This is a genomic window from Microcoleus sp. F4-D5, assembly GCF_036704885.1.
GTDB lineage: Bacteria > Cyanobacteriota > Cyanobacteriia > Cyanobacteriales > Microcoleaceae > Microcoleus.
In genome coordinates, this window is record NZ_JAUBSX010000018.1 from 70,476 (window position 1) to 91,880 (window position 21,405).

General features: G+C 45.7%; 15 protein-coding genes. 4 read left to right on the forward strand and 11 right to left on the reverse strand.

Annotation, left to right across the window (positions count from 1 at the left end):
- Positions 1-201: 201 nt before the first annotated feature.
- Positions 202-348, forward strand: a complete 147-nt coding sequence (locus tag QUA80_RS11325) for a porin (RefSeq protein WP_333424164.1) — start codon at positions 202-204, stop codon at positions 346-348.
- A 745-nt stretch (positions 349-1,093) separates the two neighbouring features.
- Here the strand turns inward: QUA80_RS11325 and QUA80_RS11330 are convergent.
- Both QUA80_RS11330 and QUA80_RS11335 read right to left on the reverse strand, forming a co-directional pair.
- Positions 1,094-2,401 carry a hypothetical protein gene (locus QUA80_RS11330; RefSeq protein WP_333424166.1) on the reverse strand — a complete coding sequence of 436 codons (1,308 nt, stop codon included), beginning with the start codon at positions 2,399-2,401 and terminating at the stop codon, positions 1,094-1,096.
- Between the two features lie 3 nt (positions 2,402-2,404).
- A complete protein-coding gene (locus tag QUA80_RS11335) occupies positions 2,405-3,481 on the reverse strand; it encodes a cysteine synthase family protein (RefSeq protein ID WP_333424168.1) in 1,077 nt (358 codons plus the stop codon).
- Positions 3,482-3,899: 418 nt separating this feature from the next.
- Here QUA80_RS11335 and QUA80_RS11340 point away from each other — a divergent pair, with 418 nt between their 5' ends.
- Positions 3,900-4,340, forward strand: a complete 441-nt coding sequence (locus QUA80_RS11340; RefSeq protein WP_333424170.1) for a heavy metal-responsive transcriptional regulator — start codon at positions 3,900-3,902, stop codon at positions 4,338-4,340.
- A 6-nt stretch (positions 4,341-4,346) separates the two neighbouring features.
- Here QUA80_RS11340 and QUA80_RS11345 read toward each other — a convergent pair whose 3' ends face one another.
- The 4 genes from QUA80_RS11345 to QUA80_RS11360 form a co-directional block, all read right to left on the reverse strand.
- On the reverse strand, positions 4,347-7,472 hold the full coding sequence (locus QUA80_RS11345) for an efflux RND transporter permease subunit (RefSeq protein ID WP_333424171.1): 3,126 nt from the start codon (positions 7,470-7,472) through the stop codon (positions 4,347-4,349).
- A 163-nt stretch (positions 7,473-7,635) separates the two neighbouring features.
- Positions 7,636-9,582 (reverse strand): efflux RND transporter periplasmic adaptor subunit, encoded by a 1,947-nt coding sequence (locus QUA80_RS11350; RefSeq protein WP_333424173.1) that lies wholly within the window; start codon positions 9,580-9,582, stop codon positions 7,636-7,638.
- Between the two features lie 73 nt (positions 9,583-9,655).
- A complete protein-coding gene (locus QUA80_RS11355; RefSeq protein WP_333424175.1) occupies positions 9,656-10,360 on the reverse strand; it encodes a DUF305 domain-containing protein in 705 nt (234 codons plus the stop codon).
- Positions 10,361-10,498: 138 nt separating this feature from the next.
- Positions 10,499-10,630, reverse strand: a complete 132-nt coding sequence (locus tag QUA80_RS11360; protein WP_333424176.1) for a hypothetical protein — start codon at positions 10,628-10,630, stop codon at positions 10,499-10,501.
- A gap of 623 nt (positions 10,631-11,253) precedes the next feature.
- Here QUA80_RS11360 and QUA80_RS11365 point away from each other — a divergent pair.
- Together QUA80_RS11365 and QUA80_RS11370 are read left to right on the forward strand one after the other, a co-directional pair.
- On the forward strand, positions 11,254-11,997 hold the full coding sequence (locus QUA80_RS11365) for a TylF/MycF/NovP-related O-methyltransferase (RefSeq protein ID WP_333424178.1): 744 nt from the start codon (positions 11,254-11,256) through the stop codon (positions 11,995-11,997).
- A gap of 1,212 nt (positions 11,998-13,209) precedes the next feature.
- Complete coding sequence (locus tag QUA80_RS11370) at positions 13,210-13,434, forward strand: hypothetical protein (protein WP_333424180.1); 225 nt, start codon at positions 13,210-13,212, stop codon at positions 13,432-13,434.
- Positions 13,435-13,513: 79 nt separating this feature from the next.
- Here the strand turns inward: QUA80_RS11370 and QUA80_RS11375 are convergent, their stop codons facing one another.
- The 5 genes from QUA80_RS11375 to QUA80_RS11395 form a co-directional block, all read right to left on the reverse strand.
- The gene (locus tag QUA80_RS11375; RefSeq protein ID WP_333424182.1) at positions 13,514-16,669 is read right to left on the reverse strand and encodes an efflux RND transporter permease subunit; all 3,156 of its coding nucleotides are present in this window, start codon (positions 16,667-16,669) and stop codon (positions 13,514-13,516) included.
- A 48-nt stretch (positions 16,670-16,717) separates the two neighbouring features.
- Positions 16,718-18,118 carry an efflux RND transporter periplasmic adaptor subunit gene (locus QUA80_RS11380; protein ID WP_333424184.1) on the reverse strand — a complete coding sequence of 467 codons (1,401 nt, stop codon included), beginning with the start codon at positions 18,116-18,118 and terminating at the stop codon, positions 16,718-16,720.
- A 135-nt stretch (positions 18,119-18,253) separates the two neighbouring features.
- Positions 18,254-19,228, reverse strand: coding sequence for a hypothetical protein (locus tag QUA80_RS11385; RefSeq protein ID WP_333424186.1), 975 nt, complete (start codon positions 19,226-19,228; stop codon positions 18,254-18,256).
- Positions 19,229-19,427: 199 nt separating this feature from the next.
- Entirely contained in the window at positions 19,428-19,622 is a 195-nt protein-coding gene (locus tag QUA80_RS11390) for a heavy-metal-associated domain-containing protein (RefSeq protein WP_015211780.1), read from the reverse strand.
- 222 nt (positions 19,623-19,844) lie between these two features.
- Positions 19,845-21,044, reverse strand: a complete 1,200-nt coding sequence (locus QUA80_RS11395; protein WP_333424187.1) for an ISAs1 family transposase — start codon at positions 21,042-21,044, stop codon at positions 19,845-19,847.
- Between the last annotated feature and the right edge of the window lie 361 nt (positions 21,045-21,405).

A 21,405-nucleotide genomic window follows, 5' to 3' on the forward strand; every position in this document is an offset into this window, starting at 1 on the left:
TCAATTTAGATTGACACGCAAAAATGAAATCACGATGAAATCTTCTGAATTTCAGACAGGTATTCGGATCGTAGCATCAGGAATTAATTAATTTACAATTCTTAATATCTTGCTACTTGACTCCCAAGCCTACTTGAGGGTTTAGGCTATTTATAGTTTCCCAAAGAAACTTTTCGATCCTAAATTCACAGGTAAAAATTCATGATTAAAGCAACTCAGACTAAACGATTCACTCTCGCAGCTTTGACGGCAGTTCTCCTTACAGCAGGTACTGCCGCTGTTGTCTTTGCCGCCGGCCCCTGCACTACTCCTACTCCTGACTGCCCGCTAGCTAATTGCGATAAATAATCCTTATTTTCGCAGTGCGTGTAGATCCCCTATCACGGATTTTTCGCAGGGGGATAAGCAAGAGAATATCCGACAGCAGCACGACCTCAATTTTGAGTGACTGCTGCTTTTTTTTCCAATATTATTCTTGACAAGATAGAGTATTGTATCGTGTAAAATTGGCTGACTATAACCACTACAAAAAACTGAAAGTAGCTATCACTATAATGATAGGGTTCCAACTTGCCTAAAACTGCTATGAAAAAATTTGAAACAGAATCCCTAGAACAGCAGCTACTAAAAAGTCGTTCAACAATCATACTTACCACATGGTTAAATGACATATTTACACATTGGCTTTAATGGTTAGTTAGTCATTTTAGCATGAATTACCTCGTGTTTAAATTTTGGCAGATACCAAGTAATACTATCGCCTTGAATACCCCGAGATCCTTTGATATGGCGAGCGCCTTGAATACCCCGAGATTCTTTGATGTGGCGATCGCCTGACCAGTCAAAATAGTGCAATCTTACTTGTGTCCACACTACATATAGTGTACACACAAGTAAGTCCTGAGATAGTACAACACCCTGGCGGGGTTGTCAGCCCGCCAACTGTAATTGACAATTAAAGCGAAGGCGATGGGGAAACTAATGATGATGCCAAGAAGTAAATACTGATTAGCGATCTCTCAAAATTTTGATGGTTTACTCCATGCGATCGATGATGTTTTACGCCTTGCGTCCGGCGCCGCCTTGGCGGTTGCTATAATTGTTTGCGTAGATTGAACGCGAGACAGGATACTTCTATTGTTAAAGAAATAATCATCGCGATCGCAGCCGCAATTGCACCCGATGCCCCAAGCTGAACTGCACCGAACGCAACTAAAAGCAGTATAGTCGTGCCAATCCAAGTGGCATAATTCAGACCTTTGGTTTGACCTGCCCCGACCAAAAAACCTTGAGTAGCATTTTGCACCGCCACCAGAAGGGGTACAAACGCGCACAACAGCAATACGGGACGGATACTCTCAACCAGGGCTTCATCGTTGCCGATAAAACTTTGCACAACCTGCAACCCAAATGGCGTTGTACTACCTAAAAACAACAGTAGCGAACAAAATCCACCCACACTGAGGGCAAATGCAATTAATTGGCGATCGCTCACTCGATCTCGATTTTTGATAATCACCTGCTGCACCATGCGAGTCGCATTGGCAATCACCAAAACCAATCCCCAAGCCGCAGGCCAAGCCGCCAATGCAATATTAGCGTCTTGGGCGCGGGCAATAATTCCCACCAGGACGGCACGTCCACCCCAGACTACCAGCATTGAAGAGCCTAATGGCCAGTAGAAATTCCACACACTTTTGAGATTGGTGGGTAGCTTTAACTCAGAATCAATTGGTCGAGGCAGACGAGTGGCTCCTAGCCGGTGCGCCGCAATGGTTACAACCAGCGCCTCTGAGAGAACCCCCGCGATCAAAGCAGTCCCCGCCAGCAGTGCGCCTGACATTTTCAACACAAATCCGCCCCATAACGTTAGGGCTACAATTAACAAACGAACCATGCTAGCTTTGGCAACCGCCTGAGAATGACCTGTGTGGATGAGCAATCCTTGAAAATAACGCCGCCACGCGATCGCCAAAGGCCAGAGAAACATTAACGTCAACACAATCTGCACCGTCTGCCGCAATTGGGGTGGAATTCCCAACAGCGTCCCCCCCAGCGTGGCGAAAATAAACGGCAGCGTCAGCAGCAACAGTAACGCACTCAGTCCGCCCCCTGCTAAAAGCGTAAATCGCCACAAGGCCCGACGCGATCGCCCACTCGGTGCAAGCGCATTCGAGGCGTGCAGAATCATAATAATCGGACTTTCAAAAAAGACCGCGAGGGCTTTGGCAATGCCCACGGCTGCCAAATTCACCCGTGCATCGGGTAAATGAGCTAGGGCAGTCGTCATCATCGGATCGCCAAAAGCCATTGCCACATCGCTGAGGGAGAGGGGAATAAATTGCCGCCACAAATCTAGCAGACCGATTTTAGACGGACTTTGAGAAGCCTTTAAGGTCATTGTTTATGCAGGTTGTTGCTGTCGCACGAGGGTAAGAGGGACGCTTTGAAGGGCGTTAATTGTAGCGGTGAGGGCTTTTTGTTCCAAGATTTCAATCCCTTGTTGGGACAGCCATTCTGGATTGTAGACTGTTTCGAGATAGCGATCGCCCCGATCCGGGTTTAGCAATACCATGCGTTGAGGATGGGGATGCTGCGTACCGTAGGCAAGGGCAGCAGCAACAATTGCTCCCGTCGATGCTCCTAACAACAAGCCTTCTCGACGCGCCAGGGCATGACAAACAGAAAAAGCAATGCGATCGTTCACAGAATATGCTGCATCCAGAACCATTGGATCAAAATTGGGCGGTACAAAAGATAACCCCAATCCTGTCATTTTATAGGGGTGAGACGGCGTGCCAAAAATAGCCGAACCTGCCACATCTACGCCGACAATTCGAGTTTGGGGATGGCGCTGTTTAAAATATCGGCTAATTCCCGCCAATTGTCCCGCCGTACTAACCCCAATAACGATAACATCTGGTGCGACGGGAAAAGCCTGTTCGATTTCGCGAGCAGTAAATTGCTCGTGGGCAGTTGGGTTTTCGGGATTGCGGTGCTGGCAAGGATACCAGGCACCAGGAATGGTTTCGGCGAGTTCTTTGGCTTTTTTCATCCTCGCCACTTGCATCGATCCATTGGCATCTGCCGCACTCAGGGGGACATCTACCAATTCTGCTCCATAGGCAGCCAGCATTCGCCGAATCGGGGGCGGTGTTTTAGCATCGATCACAATCATCACGCGATAGCCTCGCGCTGCACCAATCATTGCTAAACCAATGCCGAAATTACCAGAACTAGATTCAACAATTGTGCCGCCGGGGGCGAGTAACCTGGTACGTTCTGCGTGTTGAACTAGACATACAGCATTTTTCTCTTTAATGCTGCCACCAGGATTACAAGATTCTAATTTGAGATAAAATTCGTGATGCTGACATAGTTCGCTCAAGCGATTGAGACGAACAATGGGAACCTGTCCAATTGCCTCGGTGATATCGCGAGCTAGGGATGATTTCAGCGCTGTTTGTAAAAGTTGAATCATTGATTTAGATCCTTCAAAATACACGGTAGTTAGTCATGGTCATCTATCTTGCTTGCCTGCGGGAAATTTCAGCATCCGAGCGCGAGATCGTGCTTATCAATTAGCCAGAGGGCATCTTTGCCTAATTACAAGCTTGCAACGCCAGAATGAAAATTTGGTGAAATAAGTCAGGTTCATTAATTTTAAAAATTATAGGAAAAGCGCATAACATAAGTTTTTTTTATATCACAGGGATAAGCAAGAGAATATCCGACAGCAGCAGTAACTCAAAACTGAGTTACTGCTGCTTTTTGAGCCACTAGAATTATGGACAAGATAGAATATTTTATAATAAGAACTTGGGTGAGTATAACCAGCACAAAAAAGTGAAAGTGGCTACCGCTATAATGATAGGGGGTCAAACTTACCTAGAACTGCTATGACAAAATTTGAAACAGCATCCCTAGAACAGCAGCTACTAAAAATTGGAGAACTGGCCAAGCAAACTGGTGTTGCTGTAAGCACCCTGCGATACTATGAAAGCCTAGGGTTGCTGGAACCTACCATACGCAGCAGTAGCGGTTATCGTTACTACACAGCAGATGCCGCCAGACAAGTGCAATTTATCAAGAAAGCCCAAAAACTCAACTTTTCTCTTCAAGAAATTCAGCAAATTTTGGTATCTCGTCACCAAGGAATAACAGCTTGTCCGCTAGTGCAAGACTTATTGAGCCGCAAAATTCATTTCCTTGAAGAAGAAATTCAGCGCATGAGTGCGTTCAAAGCTGAGTTGGAAGCTTATCAAAAACTTTGGGCAAATCGAGCTTTAGACAATCCAGATGGCGAGCAACTTTGCAGTTTGATTGAGGGAGTTCAGTAGGGTTTATCAGTTGGCTATTTCAGCTTTAACTACCGGACCGTCTTCAATAACTGGCTGAGGTTGTTGAGGTCGTAAAATATTCCCAAATTTAGCATACAAAGCTGGCAAAACTAACAGAGTCAAGGCAGTAGAAGTAAACAATCCTCCTAAAACTACTACTGACAGCGGTTGCAGGATTTCCTTTCCGGGGCCGCCTTCTAAGACTAAAGGTGCTAAACCCAAAGCTGAAGTTGAAGCCGTCATCAAAATAGCATTGAGCCGTTCCATCGAGCCTTTAACAATAGCTTCCTTAAAAGGCATTCCCTCAGCAAATTTAGTGTTGTAGTTGTCTACTAATAACAAGCCGTTGCGGGTGGCAACGCCAAATAAAGTGACAAAACCAACTAAAGAAGCTACAGAGATGATGCCGCCAGTCAAAGCTACCGCAATTACTCCTCCCACTAATCCGATCGGCAAATTAATCATAATCATAGCCGTTGAAGCGATAGACTTGACGGACAAGTACATCAATACTGTAATTACCAGAAAGGCGATCGCACTAAATATCATAATATTTTGCGAAGCTCTTTGCTCGGCTTCAAATTGTCCGCCGTACTGGATAAAGTAGCCAAACGGCAACGGCACCTCTCGTTTAACTTTAGCTTGAATTTCATTGACAACCGATCGCAAATCTCTACCTTTAGCATTAGCCGCAGCCACAATCAAGCGGGAAACATTCTCGCGGTTAATCGTATTTGGGCCAGTACCGTATTTGACAGTCGCAACTTGAGCGAGGGGAATTTTGTTCCCACTAGGAGTATCGACTAACAAGTTTTGAATAGTTTCCAAGTTATTTCTAGCTGACGGTTGCAACCACACAACTAAATCGAAAGTTTGCTGCACTTCCAAAACTTGAGACACAACTTTGCCGTTTAAAGCTGTCTCGATGATTTCGGAAAGTTCGCCGATTTTCAAACCGTATCTACCCGCAGCTTGGCGGTTAAACTTAATTTGAATCTGCTGCACCGGCACTTGCGGTTCGAGTTGCAAATCCACAATTCCTGCAACAGTTTTCATTTGCGCTTCAACTTGTGCGCCGATGGTGCGAAGTTCGTTTAAATCCGGGCCAAAGATTTTGACAGCAATTTGACTCCTGACACCGGATAAAACCTCATCCATCCGGTGAGAAATAAAACCGCCGATATTTGGTGCAACTCCCGGCAATTTACCAAACTCCTGCCGCAGCGCCTCCAAAGTTTTCGGCCTGTTTTCCATGCCCTCCTCGCTCAAACCGATATCGATGTGAGCTAAATTGACTCCCGCAGCATCAGCATCACCCGGAGCTCTGCCCGATCGCACTTGTACGTATTCAAATCTGGTATCCTGTTTAAGTGCATCTTCGATCGCAAAAGCCGCGCTATCTGTTGTCTCCAAAGACACCCCCGGATAAAGCAGAATAGTATTCACCAAAGTTTGCTCTTGAAACTCCGGCAAAAACACCCGTCCAAAAGATGGGATAATAATTAATGCTGCCACCATACTAGCAGCAGCTAAAGCTAAAATAATCGCCGAATAGCGCATTGACAATTCTATAAAAAAATGATAGATGCGCTTGCAAAACCTCGGCAGCCAAGGTTCCTGGGAACTCATGCGTTTGTTAGGCAACAAGATAGCGCAAAGAGCCGGAGAAACGAGCAGCGATTCCAGACTAGAAATCACCACAACTACCAGATAAGTAATCCCCATAGGCGTAAAAATTCGACCTTCTACACCGGGCAAAGTAAAAATTGGCGAAAACACAACAATGCCAATTACCGTCGCTCCAATTAACGAATCGCGCACCTCCTGACTGCCGTCAAAAATCACATCCATCACCGGACGCGGGTGAAGAGAAGCCGTATTTTCTCTCAAATTGCGGTAAGTATTTTCGGCATAAACGATCGCATCGTCGATCGCAGTTCCGATCGCCACCGACAACCCCCCCAAAGTCATCGTATTCAGCCCCAGCCCCAGCCAATACATCGCCAGCAGCGCGAACAGCCAAGTCAGGAAAAAATCGAGCAAAACAACCGCCAGAGTGCGCCAATTCATCAAAAACGGGATGAGAATAAGGGTGACGATAATACTGCCTTCAACTAAAGCCGATCGCACATTCTCCACCGAGGAATTAATATACTCTTCCTGGCGAAAAGTTACAGTAACTTTAATATCTTTGGGCAAAGCTTGCTGCACCTCAGCCATTGCCGCTTCCACCGCTTTAGTTACCGTCGGAGTATCAGCAACTGGCTGTCTGTTTACCATCACAATCACAGCTTTTTTGCCGTTAAAACTGCCGTCGCCCCGCTTGATAGCAGCACCAATCTTGACATCAGCGACATCAGCAATTCTGACAGGCGTTCCCTGTCGAGAGGCGATCGCAGATTGCTTCAAATCTTCCACAGACTCAATCCGCCCCACCCCCCGAATCAAAGTTTCTTTATCCGGCGTAATTAAATAGCCCCCCGGCGCGTTAACATTCGCAGCCGCCACAGCTTCGGATACTTGCTGCAAAGATACATTAAATCCTTTCAATTTGGCAGGTTCTACTAATACTTGATACTGCCTCTGATCGCCACCGTAAGCCACCACTTGAGCAACGCCAGTCACTGCCAAAAGCCGATTTGTGACTTGCCAATCAACCAGACGGCGCACTTCCATCAAAGGAGTAATTTCCGAGGTAAAAGCATAGGTAATAACAAGGCCGACTGGAGAAGTTGTGGGAGAAATTTGCGGTGTTTCTACCCCAGCCGGGAGTTTGCTTTGAGCTTGCTGCAACCTTTCTGTTATCAACTGGCGCGCTTGATAAATTTCAGTTCCCCAATCAAAGATTACCTTAACCGCAGAAAGGCCCACAGCAGAAGATGAACGCACTGCTGTTACCCCAGGAGTTCCATTAATCGCACTTTCGATCGGTAGTGTTACCAAAGACTCGATTTCTTCCGGCGCGAGACCCGGTGCTTCCGTCTGAATTTCCACCTGGGGGGGTGCAAAAGGCGGGAAGACATCAAGCGACATTTGGGGGATAATATACACTGTCCAAAGACTAACAATAATGGTGGCGAGAACGACTAGCCAGCGACGGTTAATTACCCATCTAAGAATAGTGCTGAACATTTTATTATTTTGGAGTTAATATAGCGGTTCTCAAGAAAGTGAGGTATGGGGGCGAGTCCTATGCCTATGCCCTATGCCCTATGCCCTATGAGCACCTCATGTTACTGAGAAAGGCTATAGATAGATACTTCTGCAAACTAAATTGCTATATTCACGCAATTGTTTACTTCAAACTCTTGACTTCTGTCTCTTGAGCTTTAACGTGATGGTTGTTATTGTGTAACAGCAGTTCATTGTGCAACGGCGATGCAGAGTGGGAAAAACTATTGTTTCCGGCATTGTTTCCAGAATCCGCTGCTAATGCTGGCAATTTGCGCCGATTTCCCAACAACAAGCCTGCTGTGAAAGTCAGGGATGCGATCGCAACTGCTCCCCCTATTCCCGCCCACCATAAAGACACGGGTAAATTATTAAAATTAACCTCTGTTGCCTTTGGAGTTGCCTCTTTCTTTTCCTCGTCTTTTGAGGGCTTGCTGCCGCCCCGCAAAGATTGTGCATAAAGTTGAGGTGCTCGCTGCGTTACTATCAAATCTCCCTCGAATAAACCCCTCTTCACTTCAACTAAATCTCCGGCAGTTTGACCGAGTTCAATTTCAACAGCTTGATAAGCATTGCCATTTTGGACGTAAACGGTTTTTTTACCGCTAACATCCACTACCGCCGCACTCGGAATTGCTAAAATATTTGTGGCAGTTTTGTCGGTTAAAATCTCCAACTCAGCAAACAGTCCTGGCTTTAATTCACCGTTAATATTATCTAGTTCTGCTTTCACCGGCACCACCCGCGTTTCTCCTGACACGGATGACCCAATTAAGGCGATTTTTCCATTAAAAATGCGATCGGGTAAATTAGCGACTTTTACCCTGACTTCCTGACCCTGTTTTACTTGATTCAGGTCTTTTTCGTAAATATTGGCTGTGGCAAAAACGCGGCTGTCATTTAACAGACTCATCAACGGTTTTTCAGCGTTTACTGACTCTCCTGGGGTGATGGAGCGATCGGCTACCGTCCCCGAAATCGGAGCAACTACGGTAACGAGTCCTCGATCGTTGGCAACAGTTCCTAATTGTTGGAGCCGCGCTTGATAGGCTGCGTCAGCCAAGCGAATGCGCGACTGAGCGACTTCGACGGCAGTTTTGCCGCGTTTGAGTTGGTTCTCGGCTTCTAGGACTTCCCGGCGGCTCTGAGCTCTGGTAAGTTGAGCTTTGGCTTCTGCTACTCTGCCTTGAGAGTCCCGCAATTCCCGCATTGGGAGGTCTACTTCGGCTTGTTTAATTTCGGTTTGGGCTTGGATAACTTCAGGACGGCTTTTTGCCTTAGCAACAGCGGCTTTTGCTTCGGCGAAGCGGGCTTGCGATTCCAGCATTGTGCGCCGCGCGATCGCTCCTGCCGCTACCAATTCTTTGTCGCGATCGAACTGTTCTTTTGCCACAGTTAATTCAGTTTCGACCCGCGCTATTTCGGCTTGCGCTATTTCAACTTGACGCTGATAGTTTTCTTGAGCGGCTTGCACAACTGAACGCTTGTTTACTAATTCTTGTTCTTGCTGGTACTGCTTAGTTACCGCTGCCAATTGGGTTTGGGCTTGGGCGATTTCTGCTGCGGATATTTGAAGTTGGCGATCGTAATTTTCTTGTGCTAGTTTGAAATCTCCTTCCGCCTGCTGCAAATCTGCCTCAGCTTCGGCACGTTTCGAGAGAGATTCAACCCGCAACTGTCCTAATTCTGAACTCGATAAAACCGCAACCGGTTGACCTTTTGATACTTTGTCCCCAGGCTTAACTAGCAACTCTACTACTTTTCCAGCAACAGGAGCCGTAACTTCTACTTTTTCGTTGGGTAAAGTTTCAATTTGTCCTGTGGTTTTGATACCGATATCTAGTCGCTGGCGAGCGGCAGGGGAAACTTTAATTCCTAATCGTTTTGCTGTTTCGGCATCGACAGAAATAGCAGTAGGAGTTTCAGTTGTTTCGCCGCTGTGGTTAAATTCATCTCCGTGTCCCGCGTGGGCAAAAACGGGGGTGGACTCGATGAATAACAAAAGAGTCAGGAGTATTCCCGAAAAGTGAACTATCGGTGCTGGGGAGCGGACACGGCGGTAGTATTGCATGATTGAGTAGGGGAGAATCTGAACTCACAGCTCAGTTTTGCAGATAAAAATGAAATCAGGATGAAATATTGTATTACTGTTTGTACCAAGCTTGTCGCCACTGTTTCATTTGCTCGATTTCTTGCTTTTGCGAAGTCAGAATCTCTTGGGATAATGCCTGAATTTCCGGCCGTTTAGACTTCTTCAAAGCATCTTGGGCCATCACCAAAGCTCCTTCGTGGTGGGGAATCATCGCATTGAGAAATCGCAAGTCAAATTGGTCGTCAGCGGCCCCTAAATCCATGCTCATCATCATGCTTTGCATTTGTTCGGGAGTCATTGCCATCATGTGACCCATTTGAGCGTGATAAGCCATTGGCGTACTGCTGGCTTTGGGATACCAAGTTTTTCGCCACTCTTTCATTTGATTAATTTCACGATTCTGAGCGGCAATCATCTCATTTGCTATTTTTTTCATTTCCGGGCGTTTGGATTTATTGAGTACCTCTTTTGCCATGTTTACTGCACCTTGATGGTGCAGTGTCATGCCATCAATAAATCGCAAATCGTAGTCGGCATCAGCCGGGCCTAAATCCATTGACATATTGTGATTCATGCCACCCATGCCACCTTGTGCCGCGTCTTGCTTGTTGTTCGCTTCGGTTGCGGCGGTAATATTTGGTGCTTGAGTTTGGCTTGTAGGAGCTTTTGAACAAGCTGCAAGCACTCCGCTGGTTAGGGCGGCTGCGGCGATCGATGTCAGCGCTGCAAAGCTTGTTTTTAATGAAATTGGTTTCATAGATTTTACATCCTTAAAACTGCCATTTATCTTCAGCTTGTCCCGGAGAGATGAAATTAGGATGAAATTTACATTTTTGACTTGTAAAAACTTATTGATATGCCATTATTCCTAGACATAAGGTGCGCCCTAGCGCATCTACAAATAGAGCGGATCGCTTTTAACCAAGATTAAATCAGCCGACTCGATCGCCACATTGGTTCCCGCGCCGATCGCAAGTCCTAAATCTGCCTCGGTTAAAGCAGGTGCATCATTGATGCCATCGCCCACAAAGGCGGTCGGCTTCTCAGCTTTGAGCCGACGAATCGACGAATCAGCGAAGCTTTATCCTGTGGTAAGACACGAGCATAGTAGCGATCGATCTGCAAATCCCCAGCAACGGCCTTGGCAACCGCTTCGGCATCGCCTGTAATCATTAATGGTCTTTGCGATCGCCCGCAACGAAATCCCAGCCCTGTCAAGGTGGTGAAGAAGACCCTCAACCCCTCGGAATTTCGTTGCGGGCGATCTTAGATGTGAATTGAAGTAATTGCCTCTTTCTTCTGAAAGGAAGATGATTTCATGCTTTGGAGCGACCGGAATTTCATCCTGATTTCATAATTGCGTGCAATTCTAGAGAAGTAAACCAATTGGGAGTATCTCAAGTAGCAACCTTTTCTTTCGCTACTCTATCTCTAGTCTCAATGAAGTGAGTGTTCCTCAACTTCTTTGCAAAGATAGGATTTTCATTTCTTCTATTTAAAGTCATTGCTATTAGCAGCTTCCAAAACGTTTATTCCACCGCTATTCAAAACTCTGTAATTCGGTTCCACCGCTATGCTGCTGACCCAAAGATTCTAAGTGAAGTCATCCATCCTCTCAACCACTATTCACGATTTCATCTAGCAAACGATATGAACAATACTTTCATTGCAACTTATTTTGATTGGGATCACCGGACTCCACGCAAACGCCATCGTTTGGCTAATCGGGTATTGAATAAATTTCGCTTGAACGGTCAAGTTATTCCAAAAACGCCTGGCATGGCAAATGTAGAAGCTCGAATGAATATTTTTCATTTGGCAAGCCAAACAGCAGCATACAAAGTATCTGGTGATGTTGTCGAAGTCGGTTGCAATGCTGGCGAAAGCTCCATTGCGATCCAAAAAGTTCTGCATGAGTATGCGCCGGAGAAACAATTTCATGTGTTTGATAGCTTTGAAGGGCTTCCAGAACTAAAACGAGACGATATTAAAGATGGAATATACGATAAAGGTTCGATGACAGCTAGACTCGACGAATTCAAAAAGAATTTTTCCGATGTTGGACTGGATCTACCACATATTCATAAAGGATGGTTCGAGGATACTGTTCCTTCATGTCTTCCAGATAAGATAAGCTTTGCAGTTGTGGACTGCGATCTATATAGCTCTACTAAATATGTACTGCCCTATGTGTACGAGCGTCTAACGCCAGGAGCTATTTGCTTTTTTGGCGTTTATTATGATGAAAAGGTGTTTTCACGTCCATATACTGCTGGCCCCTTCAAATCGCCGGGTGTAAAACGTGCTTGTGATGAGTTTTTTGCAGACAAGCCTGAAAAAGTCTCTGTACTTTATGCTTGTGAGTACTCCAACGGCTATTTTCGTAAGCTGTAGAGACAAAGCAGTTTTATTAGACATCTTCAAAATAGAAATTACGCCTTAAAGATCGATCGACTGCAGATGGGGTCCGGTGTTGCATTTGGACATAAAATCCAAGGTTTGAGGCACAGACTGTCGGCCCTCGGCTTACGCCCTACATGCCTCGCTTTCACAATAGATTCTTTTTAGGAGATGTCTATTGGAATAAATCTTGTTTATTGCCGATCGCCCACACCTAGAATGACGCAAATCCGTCGATCGCACCTTGACAGGACTGGCAGTGACCACCCTATAAGATGGCAAGAATGCGATCGAAGGTCGATCGATCTTAGGGTATATAGCGATTCTCAAGAAAGTGAGGTACGTCGGTGAATCCGATGCTTTTAGGGTCGATCGCAAAAAATTCACTGCGTATTTGAAGATATTTTTGTCAATATTGCTGCGTTATTAAATATGATAAAATTAGCCGGTGCGATATATAGCAACCGCTTTCGTCGGCGCCGGACACAAGGCGTAAGACATACAAGGGTCGCCGATCGTAAGCAATCAAACTGATTCTTGTGTTTACAAATTCGACTCCCCAGCCCAGACTCTTCTGTGTTCAATGCAAGTTGAAATTTGGGGAGTAAGGCGGTGAATACAACAGTCTACACCCTGCACTTTGAATCAACTCCGAGTGGCCGACCACCTTTATGAAACGTGGCATTATCCATCACCATCACCTGTCCTCTAACCAGTGTTGGAACCAAACTTGTTTCTAGCCAAATTTCAAAAACTGTTCGATTACAACCTCCAACGACTGTAAAAGGGTCGCTCAGTTTTTGGTTACATAGAGCATTCGCTATCGTATTGATCGGACCTTCGCGTCGTCCTGATTTAAGTGCATGGAAACGTTGCCTCGTTCATTCACTCGCATAATCATATTGGTCTCGGTTATCCATTCCCGACTCATCTACATATAGCAAGCCTAAATGAAACATCTGGGGCTGGTCTTTGTCCCTATAAATATCACGTTTATTAACCGAATTTGATGCAAGCCTTGATAATTAAAATCATTTCCTATCTTTGAGTCAATAATTTTTACTTAACCTAACACTCTCTCGGGCGATGCCGTACTCTACTAATCTCACAGATGCTGAATGGGAAGTTTTGTCACCCTTACTCTCTCAAATATTGCCGCTAAAAAGAAAACTAGACCCCCTAACTGGACTCAAAGAGAAATTTTAAATGGCATCTTCTATCAACTCAAAAATGGTGGCAATTGGGCAGACGCGACCATTAAATTTACCTCCCTACTCAACCGTATATTGGTATTACAAACAGTGGCGCTCTCAAGGTGTGCTTGAAGAGTTGATGAGGGTCTTACATTCTCAAGTCCGATTGCAAGTTAAAAAAACCGAAGTGGACTACATTGATGATGATCGACTCACAAGCAGTAAAAAATACCTGTAATGCCAGTATTGCATCGAAAGGATATTGTTTTTACAAATCTACCAATGGTATTAAAAGGCATCCGAAAAAAATCGCTCTCCTAACTATTGAAAAGCGATCGCCTCAGTCTCGCCTGAATTTTGCCAATCACAATATAGAGAATGGGTACAACAAACAAACTAAGGAAAGTAGCAACAAACGTTCCACTAAAAACGGCTGTACCTAGAGACTGACGACTCGCTGCACCTGCCCCTGTCGGAAATACCATAGGATAAGCACCCAACAGCGCTGAAATTGCCGTCATCAGAATGGGTCGCAAGCGATCTTGTGAAGCTTCTACGATCGCCTTTGTAATAGAAAGACCTTGCTCTCGCAATTGGTTGGCAAATTCCACCATTAAAATGGAGTTTTTGCTGGCTAAACCAATCAACATGACTAGACCCACCTGGCAATAAACGTCGTTATACAACCCTCGTAACGATTGAGCAGCCAATGCTCCCAGAACTGCCAAGGGAACCGACAGCATGATGATCAGCGGATCGAAGAAGTTATTGTATTGAGCTGCCAGCACCAGAAAAACAAAGAAAACGCCTAAGCAAAAAATGAGCGGTGCTTGTCCCCCAGACTCTAACTCTTCTAGGGAGATTCCCGACCACTCAAATCCCATGTTGGGTGGCAACACCTCAGCCGCTAGCTTCTCCATTGCCTGAATCGCTTGTCCAGAGCTAAATCCAGGAGCGGCTGCGCCGTTGATTTCAATGGCTCGATACAGGTTGTAATGATTAATAGTTTGGGGCCCGGTTGTGGATGTGACCTTGACTAGATTGCTCAGCGGAATCATTTCGCCTTTGCGCGAATCTCCTTGGGAGACGCTACGTTGTCGCACATACAACTGACCAATATCTTCTGGATTGGAGCGAAACTGCTGGTCTGCCTGAACGTAGACCCGGTAGGTGCGCCCAAAGGCATTGAAATCATTCACATAGCGCGAACCGATGTAGGTTTGCAGCGTACTGAAAATTTCATCCACCGAGACTTGTAGTGCCTCTGCCTTCTCTCGATCGACCTCAATGAGCAATTGCGGTGCATTCGCCGTGTAGGTACTGAATACCCCCTGTAATCCCGGTGTTTGATTGGCACGAGTAAGCAATTCAGTCTTGACTCGATCCAGGTTACTGATGTCACTGGTGCTGCGATCGCCTCGGTCTTGCAAGTGAAACACAAAGCCACCCGTACTACCAAGACTGGGAATGGTTGGAGGATTCACCGCAAGCACAGGGGCTTCGGGAATTGCCATGAGTGGTCCCCGTATCCGATTGAGAATGGCGGATACTGACTGTTCTGGCTGTTGTCGTTCATCCCACGGCTTGAGGGGCGCAAACATAAGTCCTCTGTTGGGCGTATTGCCACTAAACCCCACCCCGCCCATTGCAAAGGTTGCCCGAATCTCAGGCACCTCTTGAAGTTGCTGTTCGGCTTGCGTCACAATTTGTCTGGTGTAATTCAAGGAGGTGCCATCGGCTGCCTGAATCAGGTTGATAAAGTAACCCTGATCTTCTTCTGGTAGAAATGCCTTGGGCACGCGCAGGTAAAGCCAAACCGTTAGCACCAACGATGCAATGAACAGAACCATCACGATCCCTTTGAAGCGGGTGAGGAACCCAAGCGAGCGATGATATCTTCGACGCAGCCAGTTTAAGAACCCATTGATGCAATTAAAAATCCAGCCCAGCCAGCCACGCGGTTTGGGTTGCCGACGCAGCAAGAGGGCAGAAAGGGCAGGCGTTAGCGTTAAGGCATTGAACGTGGAAATGGCGATCGAAAAGGTAATTGTCAGCGCAAACTGCTTGTAAAGTTGTCCTGTTGTCCCTGGAAAGAAGCCTACTGGAATAAATACCGCCATGAGTACAAGGGCTGTGGCAATCACCGACCCAAACAGTTCGTGCATCGCTTCGGAGGTAGCCTGAACTGGACTCAGCCCCTTCTCTTGAATTAAACGGGTGACATCTTCAGCAACTACGATCGCATCATCCACAACCATTCCAGTTGCCAAGGTCAAACCAAATAAAGTGAGACTGTTGAGTGAAAAATTAAATACTTTGACAAATGCAAAGGTTCCAATCAAAGACACGGGAATAGCGATCGCCGGAACGATCGTCGCGCGCCAGTCTTGTAAAAAGATGAAGATAACCAGAACAACCAGCGCTACCGATTGAAATAACGTGACTACTACTTCTCGAAAGGACGCCTCTACAAATAGCGACGAATCGTAGGGAATGTCATAGGTCAACCCCGGTGGAAAATTCTTCGCCAGTCGTGCCATCTCATCCTTGACTGCTTTGGCGATAGTCAAAGCGTTGCTGCCCGGAATTTGTAAAATCTGGTAGCCGACTGAAACGTGACCTTTGTAGCTGGCAAACGAGTTGTAACTTTCAGCCCCTAGTTCTGCCCGCCCAACATCTTTCAGCTTCACGGTTGTTCCATCTAGATCGGCTTTGAGGACAATATTTTCAAATTCTGTCGCCTCTTTCAGCCTGCCGCTCGTCTGCAAGTCAATTTGATACAGTTGCCCATCGGGTGCAGGTGGCTGCCCAATACTACCAATCCCCAACTGTAAATTCTGTCGGTTGACAGCGCTGATAACATCCTGAGCCGTGAGGTGGCGACTTGCCAAGCGGTTGGGGTCTAACCAAAGCCGCATAGCGTAACGGCGTTCGCCAAACGCAAGGATATTTCCAACCCCGTTAACGCGCCGCAGTGGGTCTAACACATAGAGATCGGCGTAGTTACTGAGAAACGTGTCATCGTAGCGATCGTCTTCACTGTAGAGTGCCATTGCCAAGACGATTGCACTTGACTGCTTTGATACAGTTACGCCCGTTTGTCGGACGACTTCTGGAAGTTTGGGTTCTGCTTGCAGCACCCGATTTTGCACGTTCGATGCTGCCACATCAAGGTCGTAGCCCTGTTCAAACGTGATGACAATCATGCTGGTGCCATCATTGCTGCTGGTCGAATTCATGTATCTCATGCCTTCAACCCCATTGATCTGTCGCTCTAACACCGTCGTAACAGTGTCCTCCACCACCTGAGCGCTGGCACCCATGTAGTTGGCTGTCACCGTGATTTGTACTGGGCTGATGTCGGGATATTGCTCTACAGGTAAGGTCGGAATACTAATAAACCCGACTACCAGAATAACGAGAGCACAGACGATCGCGAAGACAGGTCGCTTAATGAAGAAATCGGCAAACATAGGCTATACCTGGAATAAACGTGAGGGCTCTTAGCGATCGCAGCTTTTTTATGACTCAGGAATAATTGGTGCGCCGTCTCTGAGGTTGAGTAAACTGGAGACGACAATTTTTTCTCCTGGCTTTAATCCAGAGAGAACTTGGTATTTATTTCCCTTAATGTTGCCCAACTTAACCAGTCTTTGCCGAGCAACCATTTGAGATGGCGTTGATAATTGCGGCTGGGATGATTCGGCGACAAAAACAAATGCTTCTCCACCTAGACGAGTGACTGCTGTGGTTGGAACTAATACACCCGGTCGCTTATCCCAAATCGCCTTCACCCGGACAAACTGATCGGTTCGCAGTTGTCCCTGTGAATTGTCAAACAGCGACTTGACTAGGACAGATTGCGTATCATTCGTTGCTTTGGGCGAAATGAAGAATACGCGACTCGTACCCACTTTTCGACCCTGACCATCGGTTAACTCCACGGGCATTCCCGGACGTAACTGAAGTGCCTGCTCATTGGGAACTGAAAAAGTCACCTCTAACGAACGATTCTCTGTAATGGTCGTCAGTGGAGTGGAGGTATCCACAAAATCTCCCATTTTTACAGGAAGGTCACCCACCGTACCAGCAAAGGGAGCCGCAATTGTATAAAACTGAAGTTGCACGGCTTGCTCTTTTACATTTGCCTGAGCCTGTTTGACTAACCGCTGGTTCTTGACGATCGTTGCCCGTGCTTTGGCAATTGCCGCTTCTGCTCTAACGATCGTGGCTTCTTGGGCGGCAATGTCAGCGTCTGTCTGAGCAATCTTGGCTTTGGCTGCTTCCAGACCGTTTTGCCGTTGATCTAGAATTTGCAGACTGGTAGCTCCTTCGCCATATAGGTAGCTGAACCGTTCGTACTCTCGCTGATTGAGTTTTAGGTCAGACAGTTCAGAAACTCGACGAGCCTGTAATGCTTTGAGTACCGCTCTGACATTTTTGGCGTCAGCTTGGGCGCTTGCTGCTTCTGCTCTAGCAGTTTCCAAATCGGCTTGAGACGATTCAACCCCTGCAATCCGACTTTCAACCGAAGCTTGCTGCTGGTTTGCATCAACCTTCAACACAGGGGTACCTGTTTCAACTCGCTCTCCTGCTCGGACAAATATTTCAGAAACCTGACCCTGAATTCTCGGTCGCAGGGTGACAGAGCGACGCGATTGCAGGCTAGCTATGAACTCCGAGCTTTCTATAATTTGGCTGGTTTGCACCGACAATGTTTTTACAGGCGTTGGCGGCGGTTGCTGAACTGTTGCTGGAGGTGATTGATTACTCGGAGCAAAAACGCGCCACAGTCCAATCCCTCCACCGCCCACAAGGAGCAACACGAGCAATAACCAAGGGGACGATCGCCGACAAGAAGCGGACTCTGAATGGATTTGAAGATTGGTGTTTGAAGAAGGTTGCAATTCAGATGATTCCATAGTTTACTCATGATTTATTGGCAAGGAGTTTTGCTATCAACCACCAGTAGTTAGCTGATAGCAAAATGTTGAGAAATCAAGCCTTCGAGACAAAAATCTGTTTCTCTGCTTCAGCAACAAAAAATGCGAGTATAACTATTCCACGTTTACCCAAAAATCAGCCGTGACAATTTGACCATTACGATTGAACTGCCCCCAAAGCTTATATTTTCCTGGTTGGGGGAAACTGGTCATAAAATGAACCTCTCCTGCTGGAGTATCTTTCAAGGCATGAGCATGAATATAGTCGGCTTTTGTCAACGGTGATGACTGCTTGAGGATAACTAAGTGTCCTCTTTCCCCTAAATAGGGCTGTAAATCCTTCAGCGGTTGGTTGCTACTAGCATCTTGCAAGTTGAAAATTAAGTTAACTCCTTGTCCTGCTTTTATTTGAGGTTGAGAAAACGTGAGGTTAGCCTTAGTATTTCCCAAAGTTTTGGTGGTAGCCATGTCAACTTTCGACCGAGCTAAAGCTTGACCCGGAACTTGCATTTTTAAGACAGAAACTTGTTCTGCATTTTCGGCTGGTTTGTAATCACTGAACAGCGTGTAACCACCAGAGCCGGGAAAATCAGTTTGAACTTCAAAGCGTCCATTTCCTTTATAGGTGGGGTGAATATGATTGAAATATTGGAGGTCATCGCTAACGACAATCAGGTGCATTAATTGTTCTTGGAATTTATCAAAACCAGCAATAGACTTTCCCTCTTTGTTTTGGACTTCAATTACCAAAGGTACGGGAGTTTTGGGCGCGATATTGGAGGGAACTGTCAGCTTAGCGATAGCATTCGCAGGTTCGGCATCTGAATGTCCCGAATGACCACCATCATGATGTTGTTCTCCAGCGTCATGGGTTTTGGAATCCTCCATATTATGACCCTCATGAAGATTTTTATTAGCTCCTGATGTCTGGACATTATCCATTACATGACCCTCGTGAGAACTTGTATTTGCCACTTGTGAGGCAGAAGAAGTTGATGTTTTGCCAGATTTCGTGCTTGAGGGTGAGAAGCAACCTTGAGCTAGGATGAGAGTTGAAGTAATAGCAATTGCAGTTAAAAATGGCTTCATTGTTTTCTCCAGTTAGTAAACTTGAGGTGGTCCATTTATCAGGGGTTCAGACTTTGCTGTTCTCGTTTGGAGTTTTTAGTTAAGGGCATTCTTGTAAATGAATCCTCTAAACTACTGATAAACTCCACCGTTAAGATGAATATTTAGGATTGGCGGCTAGCCAAAAGCTAACCGCTGGCAGGAAAAAAAACTAAAAGGTTTACACGGATGGATAGCCAGCCGCAGCTATTGCTTCTTTGATTGCTGTTTCGGAGGCTTGAGTTTCTATGCTGACAAGTTTGGTTTTTGGATTGGCTTGAACCGAGGCAGTAGAATCAAGCGTTTGAATAACTTTGGTGATAGCATTCACGCAAGCAGAACAAGCCAGTTTAGGAACAGTTAGTTGCAGTACCATAGCCTTCAATTTCTAATCGATGGTGATTAATGGGTGAAGTTGGTTGAGTAAATCAATCGTGAATTTACTCAACCTAATAACAGCTTAAATTCTCTATTCGACTGGAGAGTCAAGGGGTAGCGAAAAATTTTTGACAAATTTTTTCAGAATAAACCGACATATAAGTCAATACGGTTCAGTTAAGCTCGATCCCCCCTAGCCCCCCTTAAAAAGCAGGGTGGATTAATTGTCAAAAGAGTAAACCAAAGGGGCTGGGTTATTTGCTGGCGATCGAGTGCAGGATTTAACTGATGTGTCGCAATTAAATGAGCCAAAAAGTAACTCGCTGACATCTTCAAGTTGATTAGCCATTAATCTTAAAGCGGACGGCAGAGTTCGAGTACCGAGCATCCGAGCTAGAGATACTAAAAATTGTCTAATCATTGCCCAGTTAGCAGGTGCATTGCCACCTCGATAAATGCAGTTATCCTCATTTAACGTCACATCTTTTACCCAATGGAGTCGATTCTCTATCAACCAATGTCCTCGAATTGCCGACTCAAATTGGATCGCTGACCAATCCCTACTACTTAAATAATAATGCGTTTCATGGAAATCAACTAATCGACGACGACTTTTTTTGCCTGACCATCTACTGCCCGATCTGGAGATCGCAATTATGCGTTTGACACCAGCCCACGCAGGTAATAACTGAGCTGATATGGGATAAATTGTAGTAGAACGAGTTGTGGTGCGCCCGTGCAAGCATTCTGAGGTTTGAGCCACATCGATCGCGCCCACAGATTCGACTAATTTTTGAGCCAGTTTAAACAAACTAGATTGATTTTTCTTGATGGTAATTATGTAGTCATTGCCTCCATCAATAATTAACTGAACAGTTTTTTTTTGCATGTGCAGTGCATCAGCAGTAATTACTACTTGAGAACCCGCAAGTTCTTGCACGAGTTCCTCAACAACTTCGATTTCACTTCGCTCCTGATTTTCCATAACTTTATGTCGGACTACCCAGCCGCGATCGTGACTGTACGCAGAAACTAGACTCACAAAATTTTGGTAAGAACTATTGCCACCAACACTTGTGCTTTTGATACTTTTGCCATCAATTGCCATCAATTCTCCTGGCGCGATCGATAAGTTTTCCCCGGCCCATATATTAAAAAGGACGGCAATTACCTCGAAATCTAATGAGAGAATGATGTTTCTAAAAGTTGAGTCACAGGGAAAGCGGATATCTGGTGGGAGGTTGAATAGTTTTATCAGAGTCGAGCGATGATTTTTGGTAAATTCAGCTAAGGGTTTATATCCCCAATATCCCGTACAACTACCCAATAAAATTATCATGAGTATCAGCCATAAGGGGTGCCTAATCCCCCTCGGATGTCGGTGGTCAGGTACTGATTTAATTGCTTCAATTAAATTCATTGTTGATGCACTCGCGATGGATAGTCGATCGCGATCGGACTCGATCCGATCGCGATCGACTATTATAATTTACTTGGGAACAATTAATCCACCCTGCCTAGCCCCCCTTAAAAAGGGGGGGACAAGAAATTACTCAAAGTCCCCCTTCTTAAGGGGGATTTAGGGGGATCTCCGAGGAATAAATAGTTTTAACTGAACCGTATTGACATATAAGTAGGTAGGCGGAAAAAAATATCTTTATGTAACGAAAAACTAAATGTGGTGATTGGATTTAAATTTAACACGTTGGTTACGGTAGTTTCCTCTTTCTCCTCTAACTTCTACTCCCTGAATTACGGCGTAGGCAAGCTCTAGCTCATTG